General features: G+C 42.9%; 17 protein-coding genes and 1 pseudogene. 9 read left to right on the forward strand and 9 right to left on the reverse strand.

Annotated features, from left to right (window positions below; translation table 11 throughout):
• Both ACFSR5_RS10920 and ACFSR5_RS10925 read right to left on the reverse strand, forming a co-directional pair.
• Positions 1 to 87 (reverse strand): annotated as a pseudogene (locus ACFSR5_RS10920) (histone H1); the annotation flags it as partial.
• 122 nt (positions 88 to 209) lie between these two features.
• On the reverse strand, positions 210 to 2,348 hold the full coding sequence (locus tag ACFSR5_RS10925; RefSeq protein WP_380903642.1) for a S46 family peptidase: 2,139 nt from the start codon (positions 2,346 to 2,348) through the stop codon (positions 210 to 212).
• Positions 2,349 to 2,560: 212 nt separating this feature from the next.
• On the opposite strand from ACFSR5_RS10925, the gene ACFSR5_RS10930 reads away from it, so the two are divergent.
• From ACFSR5_RS10930 to ACFSR5_RS10945, 4 genes are all read left to right on the forward strand, one after another.
• Entirely contained in the window at positions 2,561 to 3,874 is a 1,314-nt protein-coding gene (locus ACFSR5_RS10930) for a DEAD/DEAH box helicase (protein ID WP_380903644.1), read from the forward strand.
• Positions 3,871 to 4,122 carry a hypothetical protein gene (locus ACFSR5_RS10935; protein WP_380903646.1) on the forward strand — a complete coding sequence of 84 codons (252 nt, stop codon included), beginning with the start codon at positions 3,871 to 3,873 and terminating at the stop codon, positions 4,120 to 4,122. The genes ACFSR5_RS10930 and ACFSR5_RS10935 overlap by 4 nt, the downstream gene beginning before the upstream one ends.
• A 48-nt stretch (positions 4,123 to 4,170) precedes the next feature.
• Positions 4,171 to 4,521 carry a gliding motility protein GldC gene (gldC, locus tag ACFSR5_RS10940; RefSeq protein ID WP_380903648.1) on the forward strand — a complete coding sequence of 117 codons (351 nt, stop codon included), beginning with the start codon at positions 4,171 to 4,173 and terminating at the stop codon, positions 4,519 to 4,521.
• 281 nt (positions 4,522 to 4,802) lie between these two features.
• Positions 4,803 to 5,210 (forward strand): EVE domain-containing protein, encoded by a 408-nt coding sequence (locus tag ACFSR5_RS10945; protein ID WP_380903650.1) that lies wholly within the window; start codon positions 4,803 to 4,805, stop codon positions 5,208 to 5,210.
• 50 nt (positions 5,211 to 5,260) lie between these two features.
• On the opposite strand, the gene ACFSR5_RS10950 is transcribed toward ACFSR5_RS10945, so the two are convergent.
• From ACFSR5_RS10950 to ACFSR5_RS10980, 7 genes are all read right to left on the reverse strand, one after another.
• The gene (locus tag ACFSR5_RS10950) at positions 5,261 to 5,785 is read right to left on the reverse strand and encodes an acyl-CoA thioesterase (RefSeq protein ID WP_380903652.1); all 525 of its coding nucleotides are present in this window, start codon (positions 5,783 to 5,785) and stop codon (positions 5,261 to 5,263) included.
• Positions 5,778 to 6,692, reverse strand: coding sequence for an SDR family oxidoreductase (locus ACFSR5_RS10955; protein ID WP_380903654.1), 915 nt, complete (start codon positions 6,690 to 6,692; stop codon positions 5,778 to 5,780). Before ACFSR5_RS10955 ends, ACFSR5_RS10950 begins: the two co-directional genes overlap by 8 nt.
• Before the next feature lie 7 nt (positions 6,693 to 6,699).
• On the reverse strand, positions 6,700 to 7,653 hold the full coding sequence (locus ACFSR5_RS10960) for a M20/M25/M40 family metallo-hydrolase (RefSeq protein ID WP_380903656.1): 954 nt from the start codon (positions 7,651 to 7,653) through the stop codon (positions 6,700 to 6,702).
• A gap of 186 nt (positions 7,654 to 7,839) precedes the next feature.
• A complete protein-coding gene (locus tag ACFSR5_RS10965) occupies positions 7,840 to 8,490 on the reverse strand; it encodes a lipoprotein signal peptidase (protein ID WP_380904359.1) in 651 nt (216 codons plus the stop codon).
• 68 nt (positions 8,491 to 8,558) lie between these two features.
• Positions 8,559 to 8,945, reverse strand: a complete 387-nt coding sequence (locus tag ACFSR5_RS10970; protein WP_037495781.1) for a TraR/DksA family transcriptional regulator — start codon at positions 8,943 to 8,945, stop codon at positions 8,559 to 8,561.
• 2 nt (positions 8,946 to 8,947) lie between these two features.
• Positions 8,948 to 12,361, reverse strand: coding sequence for an isoleucine--tRNA ligase (gene ileS, locus ACFSR5_RS10975; protein ID WP_380903659.1), 3,414 nt, complete (start codon positions 12,359 to 12,361; stop codon positions 8,948 to 8,950).
• Between the two features lie 260 nt (positions 12,362 to 12,621).
• Complete coding sequence (locus tag ACFSR5_RS10980) at positions 12,622 to 12,975, reverse strand: HesB/IscA family protein (RefSeq protein WP_380903661.1); 354 nt, start codon at positions 12,973 to 12,975, stop codon at positions 12,622 to 12,624.
• 99 nt (positions 12,976 to 13,074) lie between these two features.
• Here ACFSR5_RS10980 and ACFSR5_RS10985 point away from each other — a divergent pair, with 99 nt between their 5' ends.
• From ACFSR5_RS10985 to ffh, 5 genes are all read left to right on the forward strand, one after another.
• Positions 13,075 to 13,608: a DUF7935 family protein gene (locus ACFSR5_RS10985; protein WP_380903663.1), complete on the forward strand. Its 534-nt coding sequence runs from the start codon at positions 13,075 to 13,077 to the stop codon at positions 13,606 to 13,608.
• Between the two features lie 98 nt (positions 13,609 to 13,706).
• Complete coding sequence (glyA, locus tag ACFSR5_RS10990) at positions 13,707 to 14,978, forward strand: serine hydroxymethyltransferase (RefSeq protein ID WP_380903665.1); 1,272 nt, start codon at positions 13,707 to 13,709, stop codon at positions 14,976 to 14,978.
• Positions 14,979 to 15,199: 221 nt separating this feature from the next.
• Positions 15,200 to 15,790, forward strand: coding sequence for an RNA polymerase sigma factor (locus ACFSR5_RS10995; RefSeq protein ID WP_380903667.1), 591 nt, complete (start codon positions 15,200 to 15,202; stop codon positions 15,788 to 15,790).
• Between the two features lie 197 nt (positions 15,791 to 15,987).
• Positions 15,988 to 16,677 carry a zinc metallopeptidase gene (locus tag ACFSR5_RS11000; protein WP_380903669.1) on the forward strand — a complete coding sequence of 230 codons (690 nt, stop codon included), beginning with the start codon at positions 15,988 to 15,990 and terminating at the stop codon, positions 16,675 to 16,677.
• Between the two features lie 172 nt (positions 16,678 to 16,849).
• On the forward strand, positions 16,850 to 18,193 hold the full coding sequence (gene ffh, locus ACFSR5_RS11005; RefSeq protein WP_380903671.1) for a signal recognition particle protein: 1,344 nt from the start codon (positions 16,850 to 16,852) through the stop codon (positions 18,191 to 18,193).
• Positions 18,194 to 18,516: the final 323 nt, after the last annotated feature.

The following is an 18,516-nucleotide window of genomic DNA, read 5'->3' on the forward strand; positions in this document are numbered from 1 at the left end:
AGCAGCTGAATTACCATTGTTGAAGAACTTGTCTGCGTCAGCTTCGATTGCTGCAACTAAGCTTTTTAATTTGTTGTAGTTTTCCATTTTTAATTATATAATTTTAGTTTCTATTAATTCTTGATCTAAGATATCATAAATATACAAAAACAACGAAGTAAACCGCATTTTTTGTATCTAAATTCACAAATAAATTTATTGTGAGGCGTTTATTCTACAATTTTTAATTCATCAATTATATTTTGCGCGCCGGCAAATTTATCGATGATGAACAATACGTAACGAATGTCTACAGAGATAGTACGTTGAAGTACAGGGTCGAAAATGACATCGCCCGCCATGGCTTCGATGTTTCCGTCGAACGCCAAACCGATTAATTCTCCATTTCCGTTTAAGACGGGTGATCCGGAATTTCCGCCGGTGATGTCCTGATCGCTTAGGAAGTTTACAGGCATGTAACCTGCTTTGTCTGCATAGCGTCCATAATCTTTGGCCTCATAGAGGTCCATTAATCGTTTCGGTAAGTCAAACTCTTCATCATTCGGTTTGTATTTTGCAATAGTACCTTTTAATGTGGTATAATTATTAATTGTTGCGTCGTTACGTGGGTCTGCCGGCAGTGCGCGGATGGTTCCGTAGGTAAGGCGCAAAGTCGAATTCGCATCGGGGTAGTATTTACCTTTTGGATTAGACGCAAGTACACCGGCAATGTACTTACGGTAAGCTGCCTGGAATTTGTCATTTGCAGCCTCTGTCTCCGGTGTACGTTCTCTGTACTTATCCATGAGTGACTTGGATAACAAGAACAAGGGGTCATTGTCTACTTTTGCTTCCGTCGGGTTTGCTAAAAAGGCATTTAGATTATCTAGGGAAGAGAAAATACTTTGTTCGAACGCTTGCTGGACATCCGCTTGGAAGTTTGCGTTGTTTTTAGCGGCTAACTGCTGGATATAAGGCGCAATGTTACCTGCTTTTTTTGCATACAAGTTCAGTTCGTCGGCTAGTACGTCGATTTCTAAAGGAATGTGTATGTCTTCGAAAGTTTCGGCAAAACCGGCTTCAAAAGATGGACGCATTTCCGCGCGTTTTGCGTCGTTCGCTGCAGCATACTGTTTCAGCGCGCTCCCTAAGCTATAGGGCAGGGCGGCGAATGTAGAAGAACGCAACATTCCGATCAAATAATTGTCATGTCGAGCTTTTTCGTTCGTAGTTGCATAATATGCATTGATGGTCGTCAAGACGTCGCCATATTGAGTTTTGTTTGCTTTTTTGTTTGCCCACTTTTGGAATTTCGCCTCTTGTACACGCTTGGTGGCAGCCGTTTTATGTTTTGTCAATGCATCGATCATACCCTGGCGATTTTTCCAATAGTTAGCAACACCGGAGTACGTAGACGCATAGTTCAACTTAACCGCCTGGTCTTTGTCCATGTGTTTTTTCATCGCATCCATTCCCACTTTAGATGCTTCTACCCATGCGGGGTAAGCATAATTAACATTCTGATCGATGCCGGCCGCATTCATCCAACGGTTGGTGCGGCCTGGGTAACCAAGAATCATCGAGAAGTCTCCTTCTTTGACGCCTTTTATACTGATCGGCAAAAAATGCTTCGGCTTAAGAGGAACATTGTCTTCCGAGTATGCTGCAGGATTACCATTTTTATCGCCGTACACACGAAAAATAGAAAAGTCGCCGGTATGTCTTGGCCATTCCCAGTTATCGGTATCGCCGCCAAATTTTCCAATGCTGCTAGGAGGCGTGCCGACTAACCGTACGTCTGTGTAATCCTGATAAACAAAATAGTAATACTCGTTGCCGTTGTAAAAGGATTTAACCGATACCACATATTTGCCTCCTTCGCTGTTCTCCTGTTCAATTTTCGCGATTTCCTGATTGATGATTTTTTCGCGTTCCTTTTCAGTCATTTGATCGTTCACCAAACCTAAGATACGTTTTGATACATCATCCATACGAACGAAGAAACGCACTGAAAGTGATTTAGGTTTCAATTCTTCTTGTAGTGATTTTGCCCAAAACCCATTAGTCAAATAGTCATGCTCAGGCGCAGAGAGTTCTGCGATTGCGCCGTATCCACAGTGATGGTTGGTGAAGACTAATCCTTGCCCAGAAACAATTTCGGCCGTACATCCGCCGCCAAACTGCACGATAGCATCCTTTAGTGAGGAATTGTTAATGCTGTAGATTTCTTCGGCTGTTAGTTTTAAGCCTTTTTTCTGCATGTCGGCTTCGTTCAGCCTTTTGATATGCATTAAGAACCACATCCCCTCGTCGGCAAATGTGGTCATACTCACCATACTGAAGAGTATGAAAAACCAAATTTTTTTCATATGTGTGTTATTTGTGTTTATTTATCATATGGAATATGCATGTGTGTTTGAGATCCGACCCATGTATATTTCATATTCAACCAATTTTATAACACAAAGTTGATTTAAATCACTGGCAAAACAAAATTTTGTAAAATAAAATTTGGAACGTAGCGTTTCTTCCTGCTTTTAATCGGATCGCTTAAGTCTCATATTTTGACTATCTTTGTCGAATGGCATCATTTGAAGATTTCAAATTAAATAAACAATTGCTCGGGGCAATTGCGGAGGCAGGATACGAAGTGCCGACTGAAATTCAGCAAAAAGCGATTACGCCTATATTAGCCGGACAAGACGTGCTCGGTATCGCTCAGACTGGTACAGGGAAAACAGCAGCTTTTGTATTGCCCATGTTAATGAAATTGAAGTATGCCCAAGGCAACGATCCGCGTGCATTGATCCTTTCTCCTACGCGGGAGTTGGCCATGCAAATTGAAGAAAATATTCGGACCTTTTCGACTTATTTGGATCTGCGGACGGTGGTTTTATATGGAGGATTAGGGCCTAAAACACAGAAAGAGCAATTGCAAAAAGGATGTGACATCATCGTTGCCACGCCTGGACGTTTTCTCGATCTATATTTAGCTGGGGACGTTCCCACCAAATCGTTAAAATTTTTGGTGATGGATGAGGCGGATAAAATGATGGATATGGGATTCATTAGCAAGATCCATCGTATTCTGGAAGTTGTCCCTAGAAAGCGGCAAAATTTACTGTTTTCTGCCACGATGAGCGAATTGGTACGGAAAATTGCGGGCGATTTCCTAGCATTTCCAACGGTGATCGAAGTCACCGAGCAAGCAACGCCTGCGCAAACCGTGACACAGTCGCTGTATGAAGTGCCTAATCTAAAGACTAAGTTGAACCTGTTGCAGCATTTGCTACAAGACGATGCGTCATTTCATCGTATCATTGTCTTTTGCAAGACAAAGACTGTTGCAGATAATGTTTTTCATTATTTAGAGCGGAAATATGGCGAAGATCATGTGCGTGTTATTCACGCCAATAAAGGGCAGAATACACGGATCAACTCCATTCAAGCCTTTAAAGACGGGCATATTCGCATCCTGGTGGCGACGGATGTCGCTGCTCGAGGATTAGATGTGTCGAACGTGAGTCATGTTTTCAACTTTGATGTGCCAATCGTTGTCGAGGATTACGTGCACCGTATCGGACGGACGGGACGGGCTTTTCATCAGGGCGATGCGATCACATTCTGTAATCCTGCCGAGCGTTATTACGTTGATAAAATTGAGAAATTGATCCGCCAAAACATCCCGGTGCATGAGGTGCCGGCGGAAGTTTTTGTGGAGAAGACCGGGTTTGAGGAACGACAGGCAATAGCGCGTGAAATTGACAACCAAAAAAAGAAAGATGATCCCGATTTTAAAGGGGCATTTCATGAAAAAAAGTACGCCATAAAAGCAAAGGCAAATAATGCCAAGGGCAAGAAACCAAAGAAAAACAATAGAAAGCGATTTTCATGAAGTTAACACCGCTAAATATTGTTTTAGCCTGCTTTCTGACATGGATGATTTCGGAATGGGGGAATGACCAGCTTCACATGAGTTGGTGGTGGGTGGTTATTTTCGTCATTGTCGTAGTGCTTACTGACGTGCTGTTCCGAAGTTTCGTGAAGGATGTTAAGAAGCTCTGGTATGCACAGATGGGCTTTATTTTAATGACAAGCATCGTTGTGGTGTTTCTCCGGATTTTAGGATATTCAGGAGCATAATTGACAGCAAAAGAGGTATATGTTTCTGAAGTTAATATATATTGAAAAATGAAGAAAGCAGAGATAAAACTAAACGTTACCCTGGACGAACAAAATGTTCCAGACACGATAGACTGGTCATCTACCGACGGAGAAACGTCTGACGAGATGCCAGCCAAGGCCATGTTTTTGGCATTGTGGGACGCACAATATAAGAATTCATTGCGTATCGACCTATGGACGAAGGATATGCCTTATGATGAAATGAAACGTTTCTTCTACGAAACATTACAAACATTAGGCGACTCGTTTTTGCGTGCATCGGGTGGCGATCCCATGGCCGACAAGGTAATCGGCGATTTACGCGACTATTGCGCCCACTTTGCAGATAAGATGGAGGTGCTCGAACCGGAAGGATAGCACTATATCCACACGGATAGCTGCTTTGGCCATGTAGTCATAAAGCACATGGAACCATTCCTGATTACCGTGGTGCCGGCCATTGGTGCAACACCGTAACTGAATATATGCCGAAAATTGTGTCATTTGGCGGAAGGGGTATTTCGTTACTGATAGAAGATAGAACGGGCTGTTTACGCTAGCGTTGTCCGACGTTCGGGGAGCAGTTGGTGGAGGTAGCTCCTAATATTTTATTTAAAAAAATGCTACACGCTACTTTTTAATTTTTTTTAATTTTGTTTATGAACTATTTTCTCGTCAAGTCGGAACCCTTCAAGTATAGTTGGGATCAATTCAATAAGGATGGACAGACCTTTTGGGACGGTGTACGTAACTACCAAGCGCGCAATAACCTGAAGGCGATGAGAAAGGGGGACTTGGTGCTTTTTTACCACAGTAATGAAGGAAAAGAAGTGGTAGGTATTGCCAAGGTAGTGAAGGAGTTTTATCAAGATCCGACGACGGAGGACGAACGTTGGGTCGTTGTTGATTTGGCTCCTGTAGAAACCTTTAAAACGCCCGTGACACTGGAAGTTATAAAAGCAGATGGATTGCTACAGGACGTTGCTTTAGTGAAGCAGGGACGACTTTCGGTGATGCCCTTAAAAGCAGAAGAATTCGATCGTATTGTCGCTTTAGGATCGGAATAACAGGACATAAATGGCTATGTACGTCGATATGTACGCAGCCATTTTTCCATTTACTCCTTAACAGCACTGCTGATTAAATTCTGTATTTCGACAGCATTTTCCGGTTTAAGCTTGCCGCCCAGGATTAAACGTAGTTCCCGTCTCTGTGAAGCTTTCTCAAATAGTTCCCTTTCTGTTTGTGTCTCTGGAATAAGTTCTGGTACAGGCGTGGGTTTGTTTTCTTTATCAATGGCCACGAATGTGTAATATGCTTCGTTTGATTTTTCTTTTGTTCCTTCCGGTAGATTTTGTGCAAATATCTCCATACGGACCTCCATCGATGTAGAGAACGCTCGTGTCACCTGCGCTTGGATGGTAACGACTTCCCCGAGCTTGATAGAGCGTTTGAAGGATACATTATCTACCGACACTGTAACAACTGGACTATTTGAGTGCTTTTGTGCAGCCATAGCCGAACAGATATCCATCCAATAAAGTAGGCGCCCACCCATTAGATTTCCGAAGGTATTGGTGTCGTTGGGGAGGACGAGTTCATTCATCTCGGTATACGATTCTTTGGCAAATTTTTTATTCATGAGATTGGAATATTAGCAGTTGTTTTTCTATTATATTGAATGATTCTACCAATGGTGTTGGATAGAAGCCTAAGTCGGTTTTGGCTTTTTCGAGATAGAAGCCAGTCGTGCGTGGTCGATTCTGATCTTGTCCGAGCTCGCGCGCAGTAACCGGCCGAATAAGTGTTTTATCGAGGTTCCAATAGCAGGCTACCTGTTCTGCGATTTCTAAAATGCTGAACATCGTATCGCTTGAAATGTGGTAAATACCGGTGGCCTGTCTTTCCATCGACCGTATACAGGCATCCGCTAGATCGTCTACCCATGTAGGCATCCGCCATTGATCACACACGACGGAAATACTATCGCCGCGAGATAGATTGTCTTTTACCCAAAGAACAATATTCGATCGTCCTTTATCGGCGATGACGCCGTACACCAAGATCGTTCGGAGAATAGCTGCTTGAGCGCCTGACGCCAATATTCGTTTTTCAGCCTCCTGTTTGCTGATGCCATAATTATTGCAGGGGCGGGGGGCGTCGTTTTCACGGTAGGGCCCTGCGATTCCGTCGAAGACAAAGTCGGTAGATAGGAAGGTTAAATGAATTTGCTGTTCTTGACAAAATGTGGCGATTTTTTCCGTTGCGACCACATTCACTTCGAGACATCGTTCTTGCTGTTGCTCACATCGTTCGACGCTTGTCATTGCGGCAGCATGGACTATATGTGTCGGATGAAAACGTTGGGCGATCGCGGCAAAATGGGGCATGTCCGTAATATCTGCCTGCGCAAAAGATTCCTGCGGCAGGTGTGGATTGCGGTTTGCGCTTGCAGATACTCCTAGGACCGTTACTCCCTTTCTGTTGAGAAGTTTGTCTAAAAGTTTTTGACCTAATAGGCCATTTGCTCCCGTTACCAGTATACGCATCTTCGTTCTAGTTTGTCCAAATAAAGTCCATCTTTGGCTGTTGCATGGAATTGTCAATTACCCTTCGCTCTAGTTCTAGGATAGAAGTTAGTGCTTTATAATCTATTTTTTCAGGGTCATCTCCCGGCTTATGGTAGTCGACATGTCCACCGGTATGGAAAAACAGGACAGGAATGTTTTTTTTGTAAAAAGAGGTTTGGTCGGATCCGCCATTTCCGTCTCTGCTCGTATAGAATTTAATGTCGCTGGTGATACCCTCAAAGATGGCTGGAAATTTTGAACTCGTTCCATATCCTATAATCGCGACGCCATTATCTGGGTTGTACCGGCCAATCATGTCCATATTGAGCATCCATTGTATATTTTCTAGGGGCAAGGTAGGGTGTTCTGTAAAGTACTTTGAACCAATTAATCCTAACTCCTCTGCACCAAATGCTATAAATAGCAGGTTGTATTTTTCTTTGTTATTATTCGTTGCGTAATGACGGGCGAGTTCGAGGAGCCCCGCCACGCCGGAAGCATTGTCATCCGCACCATTGTGGATTTTTCCTACGCCGAGGGAGTCGCGCGAGCTACCTTGATGCCCTTCGCCTAAATGGTCGTAGTGAGCACCCACTACTACAGTATATGCACTGCCGTTGTCTAAGAAACCGATCACGTTATCTGCTCGTCGAATGCTGTCTTTAACGATAACGCGTCGCACTCTTGCTTCAAACGTTTGTCGGTATCCTTTTTCGCCTTTTGGCGTTAAGCCATATTTTTTAAATTCATTTTCAATATATTTTGCCGCTTTTGCCGCCTGTTTGGAGCCCGTACCTCGGCCTTTCATCTTATCGTCGGCAAGATAATAAATGTGTTTTTTTAGTTTCTCTGTCTGGATTTGGGCGGACGTAGTGCGAAATGTTAGGAAGGATAACATAAGAACGGCTACTATTTGTAGCAAAAAAGGATCTTTTTTCATGATTCAAATATAAGGTTTCCTCGTAAAACATTCATTGCCGGAAGTGAACTCGTGCGTATGACGAAAATGTGGTGGAAAGATTGAGCATGTCGCGAGGATATTAACAATTGGCCGGGGCGTATTCCTATTTTTCACCGTAACCTTGATCGCTTGTAAGCAAAAAGCCCTGCAACGGCAGGGCTTCGGTTAGTCTTCTAATACTTCGCTATTGACACTTTCTTTTTCGATGTGTTCTTCCTTAAAATAGCGCCGTTGAAAGATTAAGATTAAGAATACTCCCACGGATATGGCAGAGTCTGCTATGTTAAAGACCGGACGAAAGAATAGAAAATGCTCGCCTCCCCAAATGGGAAACCAGTCAGGAAAATTTCCTTCAATTAGCGGAAAATAGAGCATATCGACCACCTTTCCATGAAAAATTGACGAATAGCCTCCTCCTTCTGGAAAGAGCGTAGCTTTATCATAAAAAGTACTTTCGCTGAAGATTATTCCGTAAAATGTAGAATCGATAATGTTACCTAAGGCTCCGGCAAATATCAGTGCGACATTGAGTATGAAGCCACGATGATATTTGTTTTTTACCATATAAAAGAGACCATATCCTATACCAGCTACGGCAACTATCCGGAACAGGGTGAGGAATAATTTGCCGAATTCTCCGCCGAATTCCATGCCATAGGCCATTCCATTATTTTCAATAAAATGAATCAGGAATTTATTTCCGAGGATATTAAAATCCTGGCCGATTGTCATATTTAGTTTCACCCAAAATTTGGATAGCTGATCCACAAGTAGGACGATCGCAATAAGTATCAGGGGTCTTGAGTAGCCTTTCATATACATAAAGAATAAGTTTGTCCCCATTGTTATGTGGAGACAAACTCATCCTAACATCTTTCAAAAAATTAGTACTGTTTGTTTTTCGCTTCTATACTGAGCGTTGTATGTGGAACTGCCTTTAACCGCTCTTTTTGAATCAATTTACCGGTTTCTCTACAAATGCCGTACGTTTTGTTTTCTATTCGTACCAAGGCAGCTTCCAAGTTGTCTATAAATTTCTTTTGGCGGGCTGCCAGCTGGTTTACTTGTTCCTTTTCTAACGTTGCAGAACCATCTTCGAGTGTCTTGTATGTTCCAGCCGTATCATCAGTGCCATTGGCGTTGCTATTGCTCAATGTCGATGTTAAAGCCGAAAGCTCTTCTTTTGCAATGCGAAGCTTTTCAAGAATAATATCTTTAAACTCTTGAAGTTCAGCGTCACTGTACCGTGTTTTTTCGTTAGTCGTTCCCATAATTAAACTTTTTCAATTAATACCCTTAATTCCATACCATCGATTTCGATTGTATCTCCTGACTCAACGGATGTTTCAAAATCCAAAGAGTTTGCTAGAATTTCGGTGCAAATATACGACAAATTATCATTTACAGCATCTTGAATTTCAGTATTTTGACTAACTGATACGCGAATTCTATCGGTAACTTCAAGTCCTTTTTCTTTCCTTAAGTTTTGAATTCTGTTGACTAATTCTCTAGAAAGCCCTTCCTTCTTCAATTCTGATGTAATATGCACATCCAGTGCAACGGTTAACTTGCCGAGGTTTGCCACTTGCCATCCAGCCACATCTTCTGCAATAATTTCGACATCCTCTGGTTTGATACTATATGCTGTGCCCGGGAGTGCTAAAACACCTTGTAGTTCTAATTCGCTAATTTGTGTATCGTTTAGCGATTGAATTGCCCCGGCCACCAATTTCATATCTTTACCAACTTTCGCGCCAAGAACTTTGAAATTTGGTTTTATTTTCTTTTTTATAATACCGGTGGTATCTGTGATGAAATCGATTGCCTTAATATTTGTTTCCGAAAGAATCAATTCTTTAACTTTCTCCACTTTTTCTTGGAATGCGTTATCCAATACAGGAACCAAGATCTTGTTCAACGGTTGTCGCACATTGACGCCCGTTTTTTTACGTAAAGACAGGGTCAATGAAGAGATGTCTTGTGCCAAAGCCATACGTTCCTCAAGGGCTTTATCCACCCAGGCTTCTTGGTATACCGGAAAATCGGCTAAGTGTACGGATTCGTGCTGTTCCTTATTTGTTCCAGCGTGGAGATCCAAATAAAGCTGATCAGAGAAGAATGGCGAGATCGGTGACATCAGCTTTGCAATGGTATCCAAACACGTGTACAACGTTTGGTAAGCGGAGATTTTGTCCGTTGTATAGTCACCCTTCCAGAATCGGCGACGACATAAGCGAACATACCAGTTGCTGAGGTGTTCATCAACGAAGTTTTGAATAGCACGAGCAGCTTTCGTCGGCTCGTAATCTGCGTAACACGCATCTACCTCTTTTGTCAGGCTGTTCAATAAGGAAAGAATCCAGCGGTCTATTTCCGGTCTTTCTTGAATGGTAATGTCCGGCTCCGCATACGTGAAATTGTCGATGTTGGCATAGAGCGCAAAGAAAGCGTAGGTATTGTAAAGTGTGCCGAAGAACTTACGGCGCACCTCTTCTAGTCCCTCTGCATTAAATTTGAGGTTGTCCCACGGGGCGGCATTGCTGATCATATACCAACGGGTTGCATCGGCACTGTATTGTTCGATGGTTGCAAAGGGGTCAACTCCATTTCCGAGACGCTTGGACATTTTATTGCCGTTTTTATCCAGAACGAGGCCATTGGAAACGACGTTTTTAAATGCGACAGAACCTCGTATCATCGTGGATATGGCGTGTAACGTGAAGAACCATCCGCGTGTTTGGTCGACTCCTTCGGCGATGAAATCAGCGGGGAAGGCATGGTCATATCCTTCCTGGAAAGGATAGGTGTCGCCTGCGGCGAGCTTCGCATGGTCCAGCCCCCATTGTGCGTAAGGCATTGCGCCTGAATCAAACCATACATCGATTAAATCAGGCTCCCGAAACATCTTTTGGCCATTTTCGGAAATCAAAATAATGTCATCCACATAAGGGCGGTGTAAATCCAGATCCTCTGTGCCAAACTTAGAAAGATACGCTTGATTTATTTTCTTCTCCTCCGCACTCAGCACATCGGATTGTATGGAGGCCTCGAGTAACTCTTTTAATTCCGGAAGAGATCCGACGCAGACTTCTTCATTTTCATCCGCGGAACGCCAAATAGGTAATGGAGTTCCCCAATATCTAGAGCGAGAAAGGTTCCAGTCTACGAGATTCTCCAGCCAGTTGCCAAATCGTCCTGAACCGGTGGCCTCAGGTTTCCAGTTGATCGTTTTGTTTAATGCTACTAATTGGTCTTTAACGGCAGTGGTGCGAATGAACCAACTATCAAGCGGGTAATACAAGACGGGTTTATCCGTACGCCAGCAGTGCGGGTAGGTATGTTCATATTTTTTGACGTCGAACGCTTTATTTTCCTCTTTCAGCTTAATAGCAATTAGTACATCGGTCGGCCGAAAATCTTTATCGGCGCGTTCTTCGGCAGAATAATATTCTTCTTTTACGAAACGACCGGCAAAATCCGTTATTTCTTTTACAAATCGACCTGTGCGATCCACGGTCGGAACATCCTTTCCGTTTTCATCGCGGACAAGGATTGCAGGTACGTCATTCTCTTTCGCCACGCGAAAGTCGTCTCCTCCATAGGTCGGTGCCGCGTGGACAATCCCCGTACCATCTTCGGTCGTTACAAAGTCTCCAGCGATCACCCGGAATGCTTTCTCTTGGAGTTCCTCACTGGTAATATAAGGAAGGAGCTGTTCATAGCGTAATCCAACTAGACTTTCGCCTTTAAAAGATGCTGCGATTTCCCATGGAATTACTTTATCTCCTGGCTGATACTCCTGAAACGACGCGTTTTCGCCTTCAGCTTTGAAGTGTTTACTTACCAAGTTTTTGGCTAATATAACTGAAATTGGAGAGCCTGTATATTGGTTGAAGGTTTTGACTTTTACATAGTCAATGTTTTTCCCAACAACGAGTGCCGTATTGCTAGGCAGTGTCCATGGTGTTGTCGTCCAGGCAATGAAGGCAACATCTTCATCGTCAGCTTCCACCAGGGTCGCTATCATCGGATGTACCTGTTTCTTGTCTAGCCGGAATTCAGCGACAATAGTCGTATCTTTTACATCTTTATACGTGCCGGGCTGATTCAATTCATGCGAACTTAATCCAGTACCGGCAGCAGGAGAGTAGGGCTGAATGGTATATCCTTTATATAAAAGCCCTTTTTTATATAATTCTTTTAAGAGATACCACAAGGTTTCTATATACGCCGTTTGATAGGTGATATAGGGATTCTCTAGATCGACCCAATATCCCATTTTCTGGGTTAGGTCATTCCAGACATCTGTATATTTCATTACCTCTTTCCGGCAGGCATCGTTATAGGCTTCGACCGATATTTTTTTTCCGATATCTTCTTTCGTGATGCCTAAGGTCTTCTCTACGGCAAGTTCAATGGGGAGTCCATGAGTATCCCAACCGCCTTTACGCTTTACTTGATATCCTTTTAGTGTTTTGTAACGACAGAAGATGTCTTTAATGGAGCGGGCCATCACGTGGTGTATTCCCGGCATACCATTAGCCGAAGGAGGGCCTTCGTAAAATGTGTACGGTTTACTTGCAGGACGATTCGAAATACTTTTTTCAAAAATGTTATTCGATTCCCAACGCTTCAATATTTCCTTGCCAATTTCAGGCAGATTTAACTGCTTATATTCCTTGTACATCCGAATTTACTATATTTTATTAAAGGTCGCTAATTTAACGATTTTATATTTAAGAATAAATAGGGAATTGCGACGCCTAAACGGGAAGATCAATGTGGTTTTTTCAATGCTTGCGCATTCCGGGCGTGCCCATAAATGAGGAAGAAGGTTAATTTGATTTTCCGTAGAAAAAATAGCGTTCTACGAGGTGAGGGGTGACCGGTGGAAAGGAACGAAAGGAGGCGCGCTATAGGCCTCCTTGGTTATATTAAAAAAATGGCTTAGGCGGAGAACGAACTTCCGCATCCACAGGTGCTTGTTGCATTCGGATTATTGAACGTGAATCCGCGTGCGTCTAACCCATTTTTGAAGTCTATCTCCATGCCTGCTAGATACATGCCATGGGCTCTGTTCATGAACACCCGTATTCCGGCGATGTTATATTCGTTATCTCCATCTTTTTTTTGATCGAATCCCAAAATGTAGCTCATGCCAGAACAACCTCCGCCTTCTACACCTACACGCAATCCAAAATCGGCGCCAATTTCCTGTTGGTCGATTAATTTCTTTAGTTCCTGTACAGCTCCGTCTGTTAAGCTCACAGGAGCTGCTGCTGTTACGGTTTCTAAACTCATTAGAATCAATTTTTAAACTCGTTCGAATTAAACAAAAATACATATTTTTAGCCATATTTTTTGGTAACTCCTATTTTTGACACTTAAAAAACAATAACGATGAGCGACGAATTTGCTGATATTTTCGTACAGATTTTGTCTGTAACAATTGGGGTGATAGGGGGCGCTTTTGTTTCATTTAAATTGCTGTGGCCCAACATAGAATCGTATATGTGGAAGGTGCGGGCGATTAGTCAAGATAGGGACGAGAAGCGTGTTTTTCAACAATTGCGTTTTGCTGCCTATGAACGGTTGCTATTATTGACCGCCCGTATGGAACCCCGTGAGGTCATGTTGCGACAAGAGCGACAAGATACCGATGTGCGGCATTTCAAACAACAGGTGATTGCGGATATCGAAAGGGAATTCCAACACAATATGACGCAGCAATTATATGTTTTGGATGCAGCCTGGCTTATTGTTCGGGAATTGAAAGATAATACGGTGGCACTTTTTAAAAATGCAACCGAAGGGTTGACCGATGAGACAACAGTTGACCAGTATATTGGCCTTATTTTGACCCGCATGGGGAAACTGGTCGATAATCCATACCATGCTGCACAGATATTGTTGCGCAAGGACGTGCAATCGTAAAAAGATTGCAGAGGATGTCCAAGCTTTTTGCTGGATTTATACTATATTTGCAACAAATTTAGAAAGTTAATAGAATTTACTCCTTAAGAATATTCATAATGGAAAGAGATCAGGTCGTTTTTAACCTAATAGCTGACGAGCTAAAGCGCCAAGAAGAAGGCATTGAGTTAATTGCTTCGGAGAACTTTGTGAGCAAGCAAGTTATGGAAGCTGCAGGTTCTGTATTGACGAATAAATATGCGGAAGGCCTTCCCGGAAAGCGTTATTACGGTGGGTGTGAGGTGGTTGATGAAATTGAAAGTATTGCCATCGACCGTGCAAAGCAACTTTTTGGAGCAGAATGGGTAAACGTACAGCCTCACTCTGGAGCGCAAGCCAATGCGGCTGTATTTTTAGCGACCCTACAGCCTGGTGATAAAATCTTAGGATTGGATCTTTCTCATGGTGGACACTTGACCCACGGTTCTCCTGCCAACTTGTCTGGTAAAGTGTACCAACCTTTGTTTTATGGAGTGAAGGAGGAAACAGGGTTAATCGATTATGAACAATTAGAAGAAACCGCGCTTCGTGAAAAGCCGAAAATGATTATCTGTGGAGCTTCTGCCTATTCTCGTGATTGGGATTATGCACGTATCCGTAAGGTAGCGGACGAAGTTGGTGCCCTGTTGATGGCTGATATTTCGCATCCAGCAGGTTTAATTGCAAAAGGATTGTTAAACGATCCGCTTCCACATTGTCATATCGTGACCACAACAACACACAAGACGCTCCGCGGGCCGCGTGGTGGGATGATTATGGTTGGGAAAGATTTTGAGAATCCATGGGGCATCAAGACGCCAAAAGGTGAAATCCGTACAATAACGCAGCTGCTTGATCTCGCCGTGTTTCCCGGTACACAAGGCGGTCCTTTGGAGCATACGATCGCAGCAAAGGCGATTGCATACGGCGAGGCTTTAACTGATGAGTATTTAGAGTATGCGAAACAAGTGCGGAAAAATGCGGCGACGTTGGCACAGTTCTTTGTAGAAAGAGACTACAAAATTATTTCAGGAGGAACTGATAACCACCTGATGCTGGTCGACTTGCGCAACAAAGATATTTCTGGTAAAGAAGCCGAAGCTGTATTGGGAAAAGCTGGTATTACGACAAACAAAAACATGGTCCCATTTGATACGCGTTCTCCGTTCGTCACATCGGGTGTGCGCTTTGGTACAGCGGCTATAACCACGAGAGGTGTTAAGGAAAACGAAATTATTCAGATCGGTGAGTTGATCGACGAAGCGTTAGCTAGCCGTGCTGATGATGCTGCGTTGGGTAAGATTCACGAAAAAGTGAAGTCTTTGATGACACAATTTCCATTATATAAGTAGAAATCTGTTTTTTCGATATGCATAAAACGCCCCGACTAAAAGCCGGGGCATTTTGTTTTGTAACGGGAATGTGATAAAATGTGAAGAAATGTTAAAAATCAGCGTTTTAGTTTGAATAGTCGTTATTTTTCGCTTGATTTGGGGTATAATTTAACAAAAAGGAGCGCCTATAAAACACTTTACTCTTACAATTAATTCAAACTAAATCTGGGAGATTTATTATGAAAACGTTAAAAGAAAAGAGTGATCTTGAACTAATTCAGGCTTATGTAGCGGGTGATGAAGCTGGGATCGAAATATTGTTGAATAGATATAAATCAAAAATATACACGTCCATTTATCTTCAGGTTAAAGATGAGTATCTCGCTGAGGATATATTTCAGGAAACCTTCATTAAGGTAATTAAGACATTAAAATCGGGTAGGTATAATGATGAGGGTAAATTTTTGCCTTGGGTTATCCGGATTGCGCAAAATATGGTCATTGACCATTTCCGAAAGGAAAAGCGGAGCCCGACGGTAGTGAGCAGCGAAGGATACGATATCTTTGGGATCTTGGAGTTTGCTGATGAAAGCGCCGAATCAAAACTCATGTTAAATCAGCGCGATGTGGACTTGCGAAAGATCATCCAACGTTTACCTGACGACCAAAAAGAGGTGCTGATTATGCGCCATTTTTGTGATATGAGTTTTAAAGAAATCGCAGACATTACAGAGGTAAGTATCAATACAGCGTTGGGTAGAATGCGGTATGCGCTAAATAACCTTCGGAAAATGATTGAAGAGCACAACATGATGCTGAATCTGGGGTAGTTCGAAATACATATTGGAACTTGTGAACGCCATTCTTCGGAATGGCTTTTCTTTGTTTCCGTAAAAATGGCAGAATATTCTATGAACAAAGTCAAAAAAGCTGACAAAATGAAAGATTTTTGTTATCTTACTGTTCATGACGTTGTATGGAATGTGATTTGATAGGGGAATGATATAAAATAAGAAGAAAGAAAACTATGCTATATTGGATTTTATTTATTGGTATTGCACTTATCAGTTGGATTGTGCAATCTAGGTTTAAAAACAAGTTTAAGAAGTATTCGGAGATGCCGCTGACTTCGGGGCTTTCTGGTGCGGAAATCGCTCAGAAAATGTTGCACGAGAACGGAATTTATGATGTGCAGATTTTGGTGGCGAATGAAGGTCAATTATCTGACCATTATAACCCTGGGAACAAAACGGTCAATTTAAGCCCAGAAGTTTATCATGGGCGTAGTGTAGCGGCAGCGGCAGTGGCAGCACACGAATGTGGGCACGCAGTGCAGCATGCAACAGCGTATTCGTGGTTGCAGTTTCGCTCGGCTATGGTACCCGTGGTAAGTATCGCTTCGCGCCTAACATCGTGGGTGTTGATGTTGGGTGTTATTTTGATGGCCTTTTCAGGAAACCCTTGGATTTTAGCCGTCGGCGTTGGTGCTTTGTTTTTAACAACACTGTTCTCGTTTATTACATTGCCGGTAGAGTTTGATGCTTCGAATCGGGCTTTAGCTTGGCTGAATGCGTCTCATGTGACACCTAATCCGGAGGAGCATGATGGCGCCAAAGATGCATTAAAATGGGCCGCTATGACGTATGTGGTCGCAGCGTTATCAGCGCTGGTCACGTTGTTATATTATGCATACCTTTTGTTTGGTCGACGGGATTAACAAGCATACGACACAAAAAAGGGAGCAATTGCACAATTGCTCCCTTTTTTGTGTTGGGCGGACAGGCCGGATATTGACCGATGAACTGCTGCGCAAATCGCGTTATAAAAAATATGGTAGCTTCATCACTATTTTGTAACTTTGGCACTTAGCATTTAAGACGATAATAAACATGTTTCAGAATTTACAGGATAAACTGGATAGGGCCTTTAAAGTACTCAAGGGACAAGGGAGTATTACTGAAATAAACGTTGCGGAGACGATGAAAGAAATTCGCAAGGCGCTTTTGGACGCTGATGTGAATTATAAAACCGCCAAAACGTTTACCGATGATGTAAAACAGAAGGCCTTAGGTGAAAATGTATTGACGAGTATTTCGCCAGGGCAACTGTTGACGAAGATCATGAACGACGAACTGACTGCTTTAATGGGCGGAACAGTTACCGATATCGATTTGTCAAAAAATCCGACGGTGATCCTGATTGCGGGGCTGAATGGAGCTGGTAAAACAACATTCTCTGGTAAGCTGGCTAATTATCTTCGTGAAAAAAAAGGCAAAAAACCTTTGTTGGTTGCTGGCGACGTTTATCGTCCGGCTGCCGTAGACCAGTTACAGGTGCTCGGAGAACAAGTTCAGGTTCCTGTGTATGTCAACCGTGAGTCAACTGATCCTATCGCGATCGCGCGCGAAGGCGTCGAGGAAGCTAAGCGTAGCGGACATAATGTCGTGATCGTTGATACGGCTGGTCGCTTGGCTATAGATGAAGCGTTGATGAACGAAATTTCCGCAGTGAAAGATGCTACACAACCTCACGAAATCTTGTTTGTGGTTGACTCCATGACCGGTCAAGATGCGGTGAATACGGCGAAAGCGTTTAATGATCGTCTGGATTTTACAGGTGTTGTATTGACTAAGCTGGACGGGGATACTCGTGGCGGAGCTGCGTTGTCTATCAAGTCCGTTGTAAACAAGCCAATTAAATTTATCGGTACGGGTGAGAAAATGGAGGCACTGGATGTTTTCTATCCGGATCGTATGGCTTCGCGTATTTTGGGAATGGGAGATGTGGTGTCTCTGGTGGAGCGCGCACAGCAACAGTTTGATGAAAAACAGGCCGCTGAATTACAGAAAAAAATCCGTAAGAATAAGTTTGACTTCAACGACTTTAAGACACAAATCCAACAGATTAAGAAGATGGGTAACATGAAAGATCTGATGGGTATGATTCCAGGCGTTGGAAAGGCGCTAAAGGATGTAGAGATTGACGACAATGCGTTCAAACCTATTGAAGCAATTATCGATTCGATGACGCCTTTCGAACGAGAGAATCCTGATTCGATCGATACAAAGAGACGGATGCGCATCGCAAAAGGTTCCGGTACGGATATCAATGAAGTCAACAAGTTAATGAAACAATTTGCTGATATGCGGAAAGTGATGAAGCAAATGTCTAACCCAGGGATGGCTGCAAAAATGATGCGCAATATGCCGAAGATGCCTGGAAAACCTTTTTAAGACGTTATAAAATACGGATACGGGACATTTTTTGTTCCATGTCCGTATTCCAGTAAGTTCCAAAGTGGTTTGGTTCCCTTAGATGGATTGTGTAGCGCTACGTATTACCAATTTCCGTAAACCCCTGTTCGGGGGATATAACCATGGGTTTGACATAGGGAAAGATTTTCACTAATATAAAGGATCGCGGAGATACGGTTCATGAACATGGATTTGTTTGTACGCTCCGTCTTATGGGCGCATCCGAACCTAGTTAAAAAATGCAGAGTTGCCTGTTTTTATTTTATGGGGCTTTCCCCTGTTTTTCCCAGTAATATTTCTTA

Source organism: Sphingobacterium suaedae (genome assembly GCF_042684625.1).
Taxonomy (GTDB): domain Bacteria; phylum Bacteroidota; class Bacteroidia; order Sphingobacteriales; family Sphingobacteriaceae; genus Sphingobacterium; species Sphingobacterium suaedae.